This is a genomic window from Kitasatospora sp. NBC_00315 (assembly GCF_041435095.1).
Taxonomy (GTDB): Bacteria; Actinomycetota; Actinomycetes; order Streptomycetales; family Streptomycetaceae; genus Kitasatospora.
The window spans coordinates 350,503-363,085 of record NZ_CP108025.1 but is presented as its reverse complement, the minus strand read 5'-3'; the positions used below and the strand labels follow the sequence as shown (position 1 = coordinate 363,085).

Here is a 12,583-nt window from a genome sequence, read left to right as displayed (position 1 = left end):
GTTGACGCCGAGGCCGGATTCGGGGGTTTGGGATTCCCGGCGCGGTGAAGACGAGGACTGACACCGGCTTTACTCATCGAGGTAGGAGAAGCGCATGGGCGTCATTGCCTGGATCTTGATCGGACTGTTCGCGGGCTTCATCGCGAAGGCGTTGATGCCGGGTAAGGACCCGGGGGGCGTCATCGTCACGATCCTCATCGGGATCGCGGGTGGCCTGTTGGGCGGTTGGCTCGGGAAGGTCATCTTCGGCGTCGACTCCATCGACGGCTTCTTCGACCTCTCCACCTGGATCGCCGCGATCGTCGGCTCGGTCATACTCCTCGCCGTCTACCGGCTGGTCACGGGCAACAAGCACCAGCACCATCACCACCACCGCCACGCCTGAGTGTTCCGGCCCCCGGCCGACGGAAGCGGCTCCTCCTCTTCTCTTGAGGGGGAGCCGTTTCGCTGTCCACCTCCGGCCGCGGCTGTCGCCGTCGCCCTCGGCGTCCGACTCCGCGGGCGCGGGTTGGCCGACCCGCCGCCGCGTCGTGTCCCGCCTGTTCTTGCCACGTCGGTCGGTCGGCCGTCCGTCCTGGGGAGCGCCCGGGGGTGTTCGCTCAGGTCCGGGCCCGGGTCCAGGCAAGGGCCGTGGCATGTAGTTCGGCGGCGGCCCGGGGCTGGTCGTCGCCGTAGAGGTCGTCCCCGATGCGGTAGCCGCGTCGGCTCAGGACGTAGGCCAGCATGCGGTAGGAGGGTCGGAAGGCCACCAGGTCGTCCGCGTCCACGGTGAGGTGGGTGCCCGGCAGGCTGGTGACCAGGGTGTCGCGCTCGTAGACGGGGTCGACGGAGACGATGAGCCACCGGCCCTCGCGTCGCTCCGCGCGGTAGAGGATCCGGGTGCAGGACGTGACGTCGACCTCGACGTCGTCCAGCACGGTGCGGACCTCGATGGCGGCGGGGACCTCGGCGAGGGCGCGGTCGCCGTGGACGTCGACGACGGGCGGGGAGAGGCGGGGGTCGGGTGTACTCGGGCTTACCCGGGCGCGCTCAGGCGTCCCACCAGTCGAAGCGACGGGTGGGGGCGTGGCCGAGGCGGGAGCGGTCCAGCTGCACCAGGCGCCCCTGGTGGAAGACCAACGGCCTCCGGTCGCCGTCCGCCGCGGAGAGCCGTCGCACCCGGCCCCTGATCGCGAGGTGGTCGCCGGCCGGGAGGCTGCTCTCCACGTCGCACTCGATCCAGGCGGTGCAGCCGTCGATGCGCGGCCCCCGTCGCGCAGGCTGCGGCCGGCGGTTACCCGTACTGCGCACAGGGCTCAGCCACCGACCCGGACGGCGACGGTTGGGGCTGGGAGAACGGCAAGTCCTGCGTCGTGCGCGGCAGCCGCGCGGACATCGTGGCCCCCAACGGTTACCCGTACTGCGCGCAGGGCTCCGCCACCGACCCGGACGGCGACGGTTGGGGCTGGGAGAACGGCAAGTCCTGTGTGGTCCGGTACGGGAAGGCCGACCAGGCGGGCGGCGGAAGCGGCGACGGCACGGCCGCCTGTCCCCCGGGGCTGTGGTGCGGCAGCTACGCGGTGGGCGGCCTCGGCGCCCGCAAGGGCCAGCTGAGCGGGGCCGGTGCGACCTCGCTCGACCTGGCGATCGCGATGCTGGAGAGCGATCGGATGAGCACCGACTACCCGTACGGGGACGGTAAGAGCGGGGACTCGGCCAACTTCAGTGTCTTCAAGCAGAACTGGCTCATGCTGCACTCCGGCTGCGCCCGCTTCGGCGGCCAGAACGCCGGGCAGTGGAACAACGGGCAGGTGCTCACCAGCGACTTCGGCGCCGACCTCACCTGCCTGCATCAGGACCAGAACCACTACGGCCTGAACACCTGGTTCGCGGGACACCGCAACGGCGCCTCGGGGCTGAGCAACCCGAACACGAAGGACATCGCCGACTACCGCGACGCGGTGTACTGGATCAAGGGCCGGATCGAAGCGAACGGCGCGAACCTCAGCAACGACACCCGTTTCTGGGTCGAGGTCCCCGCAATCTGATCCCTGCCCGTTCCGCTCCGAACGCCCGGCCTGTGTCCGCTCCGAACGCCCGGCCTGCGGCGTTCGAGCGGCCGGGCCCCGGGCGGGGGCGGCCCCGCGGGTCAGATGTGACGCAGCGTCAAAAGTCGAGCGCCACGGCGGAGTTCGTGCCTGTCAAGGTCTCGCTGTGCATCCAGGTGCGTACCGCTGTGAGTACCGCGTGGTGAACAGGCCGAGCGCTTCCACCGGAGCAGTGGCCGTGCGTGCTCCGCACCGCCGGTACGGCCCTGGAGGGTTGCTGAAGCGGCCGTGACGTACGGGCCGCGCCGCTTCCCGACACTTCCTTGTCAGCGAACCTGGTCGCTCGTCGGCCCGATGCCCCTGATCCTGGTCGGAGTCCCGTCCGGGGCGAACGAGTGGTGGAAGGTGAAGGCGTGCGGCGCGGAGCCGTGGTCATGGAGGTGTTCCAGCCTGGAAACCCCGTCCTGCCAGGTGGGTGTCACGCCGTCGGAGACCCACCAGAACACGTAACTCGGGTGTCCTGTCCTCTCGAACCAGTCGTAACGCCTGTTCAGCGCCTCACGGTGCAGACCGCTGTAGACGGCGTCGAAGGCGGGGCGCAGGTCGGTCCAGAGTGAGAGGGTCGCGGCCAGGGCGGTGGTTTCCACCGCCCTGCCCTTGCCGTACCAGGCCGGTACGGCGAACTCTCCCCATGCACCCCAGTCCAGGTCGAAGAGTGTGCCCCGGTCGCCGTCCACCGGTTCAGCGCGAGCGAGGTACCCGGGGTGCCGGCTGATCCTCCGGTAGACGGCCTCACCGCTGTGATGGAATTCGCGGGTGAGAGGTGCGGGATCGGCGAGGGGTGACTTCAGGACGCCGAATGTGTACAGCGCGAGGTGGGGCATGCGTCTCTCCCTGATGTCGGGTGCCCGGTGTGGGCCCGGTTCGGTGGCCTGCGCAGGGGGGTGAGGATTCGTGGGGCGTGACCGACTCATCCCGTCACGGGTGGCTCAGCCTGAATGAACTCCGTTGCGACCGTGGGCGATCGCCGAGGCCAAGGTGAAGGTAGCTGCCTCCGCGGGCCCTGTCGAAGTTGCGATTTCGCTGTCCACGTGGCCTCCTGCACCGGTCATCGCGGGGGCGTGGGCGGGTCGACCAAGATCTTCTTTCCGGTGCACCGCCCGGGCGACACCCGGACGCCTACGAGAGAAGCGTCTCGTGTCGGGAGTCCGAGCCCGGAGTCGCCCGGGCGGCCCGGACGCCGTGCGGACTTCCTGCCTACCGGGGGAGTGGCGCGATGGACTACGGTCTACGCGGAACATGCCGTTACGGGGGAGGTATCGCATGGCGATCGAGTTGCCGGGCGAGGTGGTCTCGTTGTTGTCGTTCATCGGCATCAACTGGCCGACGGTGAACGAGGACAAGGTGCGTGAGTTCGCTTCGCACGTGAGGGAGTTCGCGGAGAGCGTGGAGTCGGCGCACCGGGATTCGACGGCGACGATCCATGCGTTGGGTGAGGCGTACGAGGGGGCGTCCTACGAGGCGTTGCTGGCCAAGTGGTCGCAGGTGTCGGACGCGCACTTCAACGAGCTGGTGCAGGCGTGCCATGTGGTGGCGACGGCGTTGGACGTGGCGGCGGGGGTGATCGTGGCGATGAAGATCGAGACGATCGCCGAGCTGGTGGTGCTGGCGGTGGCGTTGGTGGCGGACCAGGCGGCGGCGGTGGCGACGTTCGGTCTGGCGGAGGCGGCGGTGATCGCGATCGAGGAGGCCGGCAAGCGGCTGGTCAACGCTCTGGAGCAGCAGTTGGAGCAGTACGTGATCGGGCAGGTGATCGAGGCGGCGATCAACCCGTTGGTGGACGTGGTGGCGGGCGCGGTGGCCGGGTTGGTGTTCAAGGGTGCGGAGTCGGCGCTCGGGGTGTCGGGCGGCGGGGGCGGTACGGGGTTCCGGATCGATCCGGCGGCGCTGGAGTCGCACGCGCAGACGATGCACCAGCACGCCGAGACGGTGGCCGGGCACGCGCAGACGTTCCAGTCCAGGATCGCGGGGGTGAGCTTCGAATGAGCAACCAGATCGTCAAGGCGCTGGAACACGGCGCGCAGAAGCTCGGCAAGACCCTGGCGGAGGACGCCGGGAAGGCGCTGAAGGGCTTCTACCGCAAGGCCGGCGACAACCTGAAGAAGGTCGCCCACGACACCCGCGAGGCCGACGGCAAGCACGCCAAGGACCTGGAGAAGATCCTCGGTGGGGAGAAGAAGGGCGTTCCCCACCAGGTGCACGCCGGCAGTGGTGGTGGGCGTGGTGGGCGCGGCAAGGGCGAGCGTCCGCTGGGCCGCGGCAGCAAGCGCGGGCAGGGCGTCGACGGCAACATCGGCTGCCACACCGCGGGCGACCCCGTCGACGTCGTCTCCGGCCAGATGATCACGTCGGAGACGGACCTGGCACTGGCCGGCATCCTCCCGCTCGTGCTGCGCCGGGCGTACGCGTCGCACTACGTCGGAGGGCGCCTCTTCGGGCCCGGCTGGGCGTCCACGCTGGACCAGCGCATCGAGATCGACGCGGACGGCGTCCACTTCGCCGGTGACGACGCCCAGATCCTTCACTACCCGCACCCCGACGGCTCCGGGCGTTCGACGGCGCCCACAGGGGGCGCCCGCTGGCCGCTGACGTGGGAGCCGCAGTCGGGAGAGATGCGGATCGAGGACCCGGACCGGGGCTGGACCCACCACTTCCCCGCAGCCGCTGCCGGAGCGTGGCGGGTGGGCGAGATCCGTCCGCTCGCGGGACTGTCGGACCGCAACGGCCACCGCATCGACTTCGCGCGCGACGAAGCCGGCCTTCTCACCGAGATCCGCCACAGCGGCGGCTACCGGGTGGCCGTCGACACGCTCCCCACCGAGGCCGGACCGAGGGTGGAGGGCCTGCGGCTGCTGGACGGCACCGACCACGGGCGGGGCACCACCGTGGTCGGCTACCAGTACTACCCCGACGGGAACCTGGCCGGGATCGTCAACTCCTCCGGCCTGCCGTACATCTACGAGTACGACGACCAGAGCCGGATCACCGCGTGGATCGACCGCAACGGTGAGAGCTACGAGTACGCCTACGACGACAGCGGCCGGGTCGTGAGCGGCATCGGGCAGCACGGAATCCTGTCCGCCGCCTTCCACTACGACACCGTCGCGGGGGTGACCACGGTCACCGACAGCCTCGGCCACACCACTCAATTCCACTACGACGAGCGGCACCACGTCACCGCCACCGTCGATCCCCTGGGCCACCGCACCACGACCGCCTACGACGACCTCGGCCGGCCCGTGTCCCGCACCGACGAGATCGGCCGCACCACCCTGTTCGACCTGGACGAGCACGGCGCCCCCGTCCGGATCACCGAACCCGCCGGCACCGTCATCGAGTTGAACTACACCCAGCTGGGACAGATCGCCGCCATCACCCAGAGCGGCTCGCCCGTCGCGGCGTTCGGCTACGACGCGAACGGCAACCTGCTCACCACAACCGACGCCACAGGCGCCACCACCACCCGCCGGTACGACCCCCACGGCCGCCTGACCGCCGTCACCGACCCCCTCGGGCAGACCCAGCACATCGACAGCAACCCGGCGGGCCTCACCACCGCGGTCACCGACCCGCTCGGCCACACCACCAGCGCGACCTACGACGCGTTCGGCCGCCTCGCCACCATCACCGACGCCCTCGGGGCGACCACCACCCTCGTCAGGAACACCGAGGGCCAGGTCACCGAACGCCTCCACCCCGACGGCACCCGCGAGAGCTGGGAGCACGACCCCGAAGGCAACGTCCTCCTCCAACGCGACCAGGCCGGCGCCACCACCCGCTTCACCATCGGCGCGTTCGGACGCTTCGCGGCCCGCACGCTGCCCGACGGCGAGGAGCAGCACTTCGAATACGACACCGAGCTGCAACTCCTCGCCGTCAGCACCAACGGCGCCCGCTGGCAGTACCGCTACGACCCGGCCGGCCACCTGGTCGGCGAGAGCGACTTCAACGACCGCACCCTGACCTACCGACTCGACGCCGCGGACCAACTCCTGCAGATCACGGACCCGGCCGGCCGCACCACCGACTTCAGCTACGACCTCAACGGCCGACTCACCGGCCGCCGCAACCATGACGGCTCCCTGACCACCCTGGCCTACGACCACCGCGGCTGCCTGACCCGCACCCACAATCCCCACGGCATCCTGGAGTACACCCACGACGCCGTCGGCCGTGTCCTCACCGAGACCACCAACGGCCGTACCACCACCTCGACCTACGACCCGCTCGGCCGCCGCACCACCCGCACCACCCCCACCGGCATCGTCTCCACCTGGACCTACGACGCCAACAGCCGGCCCGCCACTCTCACCAACCCCCTCAGCACCCTCACCTTCACCCACGACGCCGCCGGCCGCGAAACCACCCGCTACCTCGGGACCCAGGCCGCCCTCACCCAGACCTGGGACACCCAGAACCGTCTCACCGCCCAGTCCATCTGGGCCAAGGACACCACCCCGGACAGCAGCAACCCCTTCACCAACCAGCAGGAACGCACCTACACCTACCGCCCCGACGGCATGCCCGCCGCCATCACCGACCGCCTGCGCGGCAACCGCGCCTTCACCCTCACCCCCGCCGGCCGCGTCACCCGCGTCAGCGCCGACAGCTGGAACGAGACCTACGCCTACGACGGCCTCGGCAACATCACTCACGCCCAGGACACCCGCACACCCGACAGCTCCACCACCGGCGACCGCACCTACACCGGCTCACTGCTGCGCACCGCCGGCCGCGCGGCCTACGAGTACGACGACCGCGGCCGCCTGGTGCGGCGGCTGGTACGCACCCTGTCCGGGCAGCGCAGGCAGTGGTCCTACGGTTGGAACGAGGAGGACCAACTGGTGCGGGTCGACTCCCCGGACCACGGGTCATGGGAGTACGGCTACGACCCCCTCGGACGTCGGACGGGCAAATGGCGGTTGGGCGAGGACGGCCACCGGACGGAGGCCGTCGCCTTCGCCTGGGACGGCGTTCAGCTGATCGAACAACACGAGTCGGCGGCCGACGGCAGTCGGCGCACCCTCACCTGGGACTGGCAGCCCGGCCGGTCCGCGCCCGTGGCCCAGAGCGAGCGTGCCGCCGGCCCCGGCGGGACGACGGTCGACGAGCAGTTCTACGCCATCGTCACGGACCTCGTGGACACTCCCACCGAACTGGTCGCACTCGACGGCCGGGTCGTGTGGACGGGCGACGCGGACCTCTGGGGCCGGCGGAATCACACCGACCCGCGAGGCTGCCCGCTGGGCCGACCCGGCCAGTACCACGACGCCGAGTCGGGCCTGGAGTACAACCACTTCCGCTACTACGACCCGTCCACCGGCCGATACCTGAGCACCGACCCGCTCGGCCTGGACGCGGGCCCCAACCCCCACGCCTACGTGCCCAACCCGCTGTACTGGATCGACCCGCTGGGCCTCGCCGGCACCCCCAGACAGCCCGTCGGGTGGGGCGGCTCCCACTACACCCTGCGGCCGAGCAACTGGACCGACGGCAGCGACACCAACAGTTACGAGCGGAACCACATACCCGCCCGCGACTCCTACGTCGCCATCGGCGGCGCCAAGCTGGGCTACGGTCCCGGCCCCGCCATCCGGATGGACTACGACGACCACCGCGACTTCATCAGCACCGGCTCCAGTGCCGAGGGCATCGCCTGGCGCGCCAAACAGCGCAGCCTGATAGCCCAGGGAAAGTTCGACGTCGCCATGAAGATGGACATCGGCATGATCCGCAAGATCCACGGCACCAAGTACGACGCCGCGATCAAGGAGATGGTCGACTCCCTCCCGAACAACAAGTCCTTCCAGAAGTACCTGTCGTCCCATGGATGGAAGATCCGCACGTGCCTCCTAAAATGACCGGCATGGACATCGAACTCGACCCGCCGAACGGCATCACCGGATTCCCCCTTGGCATGCCCGCCGAGGCGGTCAAGCAGGCTGCTGCGGAGCTCGGCCGCACCAAGGTGTCCAACGAGGGCTCCACCAGCACCTTCCGACCCATGAGGGTCACCGCACTCCACCCCCAGTTCGAGATCGTCTTCCACATGCAGCGCGGTACGACCCTCCGGGCCGCCGAGGTGTGGAACCCCGAACCGGGGCCGGAGACCATCAACGTCAGCTTCCGCGGCCTCGACGTCTTTCGGACCCCCGCCCTTCAACTGGTCGAGCAGCTGAAGGACCTCGGTCTGACCGTCCTGCACAGCGAACCCAGCCACTGGGTGCTCCCCAAACTCTCGCTCGGGCTGACCCGGACCACCGGACACGAGGTCCCTCTCGACACTGACGGCGAACCCCTCTACTTCCAGGCCGTCCTCACCGGCCCCGACGACTACTACGACTTCATGCTCTGAACCTGAACCTCGTCAGGGCGCCCGCCAAGCGCCGACACTCGGCCGCGCCCGGTCCGGCGGGGCGGTCGCGGCCGCGGCCGGGGGCGGGGGCGGGGTCTGCGCGGGCCCCCGCGAACGCCCTGGCCACGACCCGGGTGCCGCAATCGCGCTCCTCGCGGCGCTGCTCCTCCCCACAGACGTCGTGACGGCCCTCGACCGACGACGACCCTGACTACTGGGCCCTCTCGCCCGGGCAGACCTCGGCGAGGAGCTCCAGCAGGTACTCGGTCACCGAGTCCGGGTCGCCTGCCTGCACCCAGGTGTAGACGGCGGTGCGCGAGCGCCCGTCGATGCTCTGGAGGACGTACCCGTCGACCACGCCGCCGGCGCCCTCGCGTTCGCGGGCCAGGATCTGCCGAGGCCGGTCCAGCGCCGCGACCGTGACCAGAACCTCGATGTCCTCGGCATCAGGGCAGTCCCGGAACTGGTGCACCCACTGCGTTGGCATACCAACCACCTTCCCGCCTCCCACCCGGCCAACCAGCCGATCAAGGGACGGATGCGAGGGGTGGGGACAAGCCGCAGCTCAGCGGGACGGCTGAGCAGTTAGGTCAGGGCTCGGAGGGCCTGACACCGCTCCCTGGAGTTCCGTCGCCTCCGGGGCTGAGGGCGCCGGTCCGGTGCGGGACGGCCGGCCCTACGGCGATGTCGCCGGACCGCGGCAATGCCCTGCCCGGCCACCGCCCGGCCACCGCCGGGCCGCCGGCGTCCTCGGGCGAGGAGAGGGCGGTGATCTCCTCGCTGCGCCCCTTCGGTGTGCTGCGCCGCTGCTCGGGTGCCCAGGCCGTCTCCACCGGGCTCGGCGGTCCTGCTTCCCCGGCGCGGGCGGGTGCGGCCGGGCAGGGGGCCTGGCGCCCGTCCGTGCCCTGGGAGCGCAGCCGAGCTGCGTTTGGGCTAACCTCCCCTCTCGTGGACGATCACCCCGAGCCTTCGACCCTGCGCGTCTTCGTGGCACTGGCTCCGCCCGACGACGCCAAGGATGAACTGGCCCGGGCCCTGCAGCCCGCTTACGCCACGTACCCGCAGCTCCGGTGGAACCGGATCGAGGACTGGCACGTCACCCTGGCATTTCTCGGCGAGCTGCCATCCACGGCAGTGCCGCTGCTGCGGTCGGCGCTGGCCGGTCGGGCCGCGTCGCACCCCGCTCTGCAGCTGGGCCTGCGGGGCGGCGGCCACTTCGACCAGCGACTGCTGTGGAGCGGGATCGACGGCGACCTGGAGGGACTGCAGATCCTCGCCGCGGACGTCCGGGCCCTGGTCAGATCCTGCGGGATCGAGTTCGGGGACCGCCCGCTGCGTCCCCATCTGACCCTGGCACGGTCCCGCCGCGACGATCCCACCAGCGTGCCGCAGGCCGCGGCCGGGCTCACCGGGTTCGTGGGCCGGCAGTGGTGGACCGAACGTCTCCACCTGGTCGGCAGCAACATCGGGCGTGGCCCCGGCCCGATCCGCTACCGGGACATCGAGGCGTGGCGACTGGGCACCGCCGTCCGGGCCGTGGGCGACGGCGCTCTCACCGAGCCGTAGCCCGCAGGCGAGCACGGTTTTCGCCCGTTTTTCGGGCTCTGTTCCCGGATTCCGTCGCTCAATTCGGCAGCCGATTGCGGGCTGCCACCGTGCTCCACGTCGCCCGGACGCTGGTGGAGCGGCCCGGAAGGGATCCGATCCACCGGACGCTACCGAAGCTCTGACAGGCCGCCCCAGCAGCCGGCAGCGGCCCCAGCCCGTGATCGCGCCGTGCTGGTCCGTGGCTGCCGGTAGTCTGCGCCACTATGACGCGCGCCTGGATCTTGCCCACATCGTTCGCCGCCGCCGGTTCACTCCTTGCGGCCATGCTGGTCGTCAGGGACTCTCCGAGCGTTGCCGTCGCCATGTGGCTGGGGTTCGTCCTGCTCGCCGGTCTCCATTCGCCGCTGGCCTTCCCACGGTCGATCGGGGCGGTCGAGGCACAGCGCCGGAGCGAGGTCGACGGCCGGCCGATCGTCTACTGGCGGGCGGGCTGCAAGTACTGCCTGCGCCTGCGGATCCGGTTGGGCCGCAGCGCCCGCCAGGTGCACTGGGTCGACATCTGGAGCGATCCGGACGGGGCGGCGAGGGTGAGAGCGGCCAACGACGGCAACGAGACCGTGCCCACCGTCGTGGTGGCAGGCCAGGCCCACGTCAACCCCGATCCGCGGTGGGTGCGCGGGCAGCTCGGCTCGTCCCTGTGACGGGCAGCGGGATCGAGGTCACCGGCCGCAACTCCCGCACCGACGTCGTTGCCCGGTTCCCCGCCGCCGTCGCCGGTCGAACCTGAGCACGTTCCGGCGGTCGGCCCGGGCGGGAGGCTCGCGCTCCGGCCCGCCCGGCACCTGCGCCTCAACGGCCCGGGCGCTGCCCGGCCGGGCGGTCCAGTGGTGCGTAGACCTCGTGAAGCCCGCGGCCTGCTCTCTGACCGCGTCCGGAGCGGAAACCGTCAGCCTCGGAGGAGCAGGTCCGCGAGTTCCCGCACGCGGCTCAAGGTGATGCCTTCGCGCTGCTCGATCGAGAGGGGTGGTCGGTGGGCTCCAGCTCGATCAGCGGACGCTGACCAACGGCGCGGGTGTGGACGTGGGTCTTGAGCTGGATGGTGGAGTGCTGATACACGGGCAACTCGGTGGAGAGCCAGCCGAAGTACGGGGGCTCCTGGTCGCGTGCCGGGTAGTCCCACCGGTCGTGCGTTCGGGCGAAGTTCTCCTCGCTCAAGGAGGCCCAGACACCCCAGGAGAACGTGTCGCCACTGTCACGCACCGGTATCTCGATCAGGCCGTGGACGAAGAAGTCCCGACCCTTGATCACGCACTGGTCGGCGGTCAGCCCACTGTCCCGGCGCCAGGAGTAACGAGCCTTCCAGCCCGCCGGAGCCGGACTTCCGTAGGACAGCGGCGGGCCGTCCTGGTGTTCTGCGCAGCACGCGCAGGTGTGGTGGTGATCGGCAGACATGATGCTGAGCCTAACAAGCTGGTCGGACATGCTTTCGGGGCCGGGGAAGTACACCTGCGGGAGCCCGACGCGGTGACCCTCCTGCCGAGGTCACAGCACGGCGAGCAGGTGGAGCTCCTCTGCCGTCACTGGTTCGAGCAAGCACGATTGGGCGGCTGGGCGGCTGGGCGGCTGGGCGGCTGGGCGGCCTGGCAGAACTGGCCGACTGGCAGAACTGGTAGAACTGGCAGTACTGGCCTACGTGAGACGTCATCAGGCTCCATGGGGTACTGCCGGTGTCGAAGCAGGAGCGCCATGATCGCCGAGTCACCGCGTCATCGGATCCGGGTCCCCAGGGCGCTGGCCGCCGCCCACCGCGGTGAGGCCGGTCAGGCATGGGTCGCTGCCCTGCCCGCCCTGGCGGAGGGGTTTCTGGACCGCTGGGGCCTGCGACCGGACGGCCCTCCGGCTCACGGGGCGGTCGCGCTGGTGCTGCCAGTCGTGCGGGCGGATGCCACCGCGGCGGTACTCGAGCTCCAACCGGTGGACGAGGAGACCCGCGGCGAGCCGCTCGCCCTGCGCGCGCGTGGGCCGGCCGCGACGCGGTCCGCCTGCTGGAGAACGATCCCGACACCGGAACGATGCTGCTGGAGCGCCTCGACGGCAACCGCTCGCTCGCGAGCGTGGCCGAGGGCACGGCCGCGCTGCAGATCCTCTCCGAACTCCTGTCCCGTCTGGTCGCCCTGCCGGCTCCCAAGGGCCTGCCGCTCCTGGCTGACACCGCCGCCGCGATGCTCGAACACCTTCCCCGCTTGTCGCCGCTGCTGGCCGACCCGGCCGACCGCCGCCTGCTGGCCACCTGCGGGGGCACGGTGAGGGAACTGCTTGCGGAGCCCGGCGACCGACTGCTCGATGGCCGAGACTTGCACGGATGGCTGTGCGATGCAGGCTCGGTCGGGCAGAATGCTGGACATGACGACTTGAAGAGCACCGGCCGGGCGGCAGCACTGGCGCAAGGTCGGGAGCGACTGGTCCGCTCCGGACGGTGAACGCCGGATCTGCGCCGCATGCGGGACGCCCGTCCGCTCGTACCAGTACCGCTTCTATCCGCCCGAGTCCTCCATGTTCGAGCGCTGCATCGGGTTCGCCTGGTGCTCAACTT

The 12,583-nt window shown here is 70.6% G+C and carries 13 protein-coding genes and 1 pseudogene; 9 read left to right on the top strand and 5 right to left on the bottom strand.

Going from position 1 to position 12,583, the window contains the following annotated elements; all coding sequences use genetic code 11:
- The first annotated feature begins 94 nt into the window (after nucleotides 1-94).
- Nucleotides 95-385 carry a GlsB/YeaQ/YmgE family stress response membrane protein gene (locus OG823_RS01430; RefSeq protein WP_371476716.1) on the top strand — a complete coding sequence of 97 codons (291 nt, stop codon included), beginning with the start codon at nucleotides 95-97 and terminating at the stop codon, nucleotides 383-385.
- 214 nt (nucleotides 386-599) lie between these two features.
- Here OG823_RS01430 and OG823_RS01425 read toward each other — a convergent pair whose 3' ends face one another.
- Nucleotides 600-917 carry a hypothetical protein gene (locus tag OG823_RS01425; RefSeq protein ID WP_371476714.1) on the bottom strand — a complete coding sequence of 106 codons (318 nt, stop codon included), beginning with the start codon at nucleotides 915-917 and terminating at the stop codon, nucleotides 600-602.
- 112 nt (nucleotides 918-1,029) lie between these two features.
- Nucleotides 1,030-1,290 carry a flavin reductase family protein gene (locus tag OG823_RS01420; RefSeq protein WP_371476713.1) on the bottom strand — a complete coding sequence of 87 codons (261 nt, stop codon included), beginning with the start codon at nucleotides 1,288-1,290 and terminating at the stop codon, nucleotides 1,030-1,032.
- Between OG823_RS01420 and OG823_RS01415 the strand changes: the two are divergent.
- Together OG823_RS01415 and OG823_RS01410 are read left to right on the top strand one after the other, a co-directional pair.
- Nucleotides 1,275-1,343: pseudogene (locus tag OG823_RS01415) on the top strand (carbohydrate-binding domain-containing protein); the annotation flags it as partial. The gene OG823_RS01420 and the pseudogene OG823_RS01415 overlap by 16 nt on opposite strands.
- A gap of 9 nt (nucleotides 1,344-1,352) precedes the next feature.
- Nucleotides 1,353-2,027, top strand: a complete 675-nt coding sequence (locus OG823_RS01410) for a carbohydrate-binding domain-containing protein (protein WP_371476712.1) — start codon at nucleotides 1,353-1,355, stop codon at nucleotides 2,025-2,027.
- A 326-nt stretch (nucleotides 2,028-2,353) separates the two neighbouring features.
- On the opposite strand, the gene OG823_RS01405 is transcribed toward OG823_RS01410, so the two are convergent.
- Nucleotides 2,354-2,911, bottom strand: a complete 558-nt coding sequence (locus OG823_RS01405; RefSeq protein WP_371476710.1) for a DUF3291 domain-containing protein — start codon at nucleotides 2,909-2,911, stop codon at nucleotides 2,354-2,356.
- A 439-nt stretch (nucleotides 2,912-3,350) separates the two neighbouring features.
- Here OG823_RS01405 and OG823_RS01400 point away from each other — a divergent pair, with 439 nt between their 5' ends.
- The 3 genes from OG823_RS01400 to OG823_RS01390 are packed head-to-tail and all read left to right on the top strand — an operon-like array spanning nucleotide 3,351 to nucleotide 8,442.
- Complete coding sequence (locus OG823_RS01400) at nucleotides 3,351-4,073, top strand: WXG100 family type VII secretion target (RefSeq protein ID WP_371476709.1); 723 nt, start codon at nucleotides 3,351-3,353, stop codon at nucleotides 4,071-4,073.
- On the top strand, nucleotides 4,070-7,948 hold the full coding sequence (locus OG823_RS01395; RefSeq protein WP_371476707.1) for a DUF6531 domain-containing protein: 3,879 nt from the start codon (nucleotides 4,070-4,072) through the stop codon (nucleotides 7,946-7,948). Before OG823_RS01400 ends, OG823_RS01395 begins: the two co-directional genes overlap by 4 nt.
- Before the next feature lie 5 nt (nucleotides 7,949-7,953).
- The gene (locus OG823_RS01390; RefSeq protein ID WP_371476706.1) at nucleotides 7,954-8,442 is read left to right on the top strand and encodes a hypothetical protein; all 489 of its coding nucleotides are present in this window, start codon (nucleotides 7,954-7,956) and stop codon (nucleotides 8,440-8,442) included.
- Between the two features lie 211 nt (nucleotides 8,443-8,653).
- Here the strand turns inward: OG823_RS01390 and OG823_RS01385 are convergent, their stop codons facing one another.
- Nucleotides 8,654-8,929, bottom strand: coding sequence for a hypothetical protein (locus OG823_RS01385; protein WP_371476704.1), 276 nt, complete (start codon nucleotides 8,927-8,929; stop codon nucleotides 8,654-8,656).
- Nucleotides 8,930-9,390: 461 nt separating this feature from the next.
- Between OG823_RS01385 and thpR the strand changes: the two genes are divergently transcribed.
- On the top strand, nucleotides 9,391-10,008 hold the full coding sequence (gene thpR / locus OG823_RS01380) for an RNA 2',3'-cyclic phosphodiesterase (protein WP_371476703.1): 618 nt from the start codon (nucleotides 9,391-9,393) through the stop codon (nucleotides 10,006-10,008).
- Nucleotides 10,009-10,253: 245 nt separating this feature from the next.
- The gene (locus tag OG823_RS01375) at nucleotides 10,254-10,691 is read left to right on the top strand and encodes a glutaredoxin domain-containing protein (protein WP_371476701.1); all 438 of its coding nucleotides are present in this window, start codon (nucleotides 10,254-10,256) and stop codon (nucleotides 10,689-10,691) included.
- A 286-nt stretch (nucleotides 10,692-10,977) separates the two neighbouring features.
- Here the strand turns inward: OG823_RS01375 and OG823_RS01370 are convergent, their stop codons facing one another.
- Complete coding sequence (locus tag OG823_RS01370; protein ID WP_371476699.1) at nucleotides 10,978-11,442, bottom strand: DUF2199 domain-containing protein; 465 nt, start codon at nucleotides 11,440-11,442, stop codon at nucleotides 10,978-10,980.
- A 374-nt stretch (nucleotides 11,443-11,816) separates the two neighbouring features.
- On the opposite strand from OG823_RS01370, the gene OG823_RS01365 reads away from it, so the two are divergent.
- The gene (locus tag OG823_RS01365) at nucleotides 11,817-12,470 is read left to right on the top strand and encodes an aminoglycoside phosphotransferase family protein (protein WP_371476698.1); all 654 of its coding nucleotides are present in this window, start codon (nucleotides 11,817-11,819) and stop codon (nucleotides 12,468-12,470) included.
- The last annotated feature ends 113 nt before the right edge of the window (nucleotides 12,471-12,583 follow it).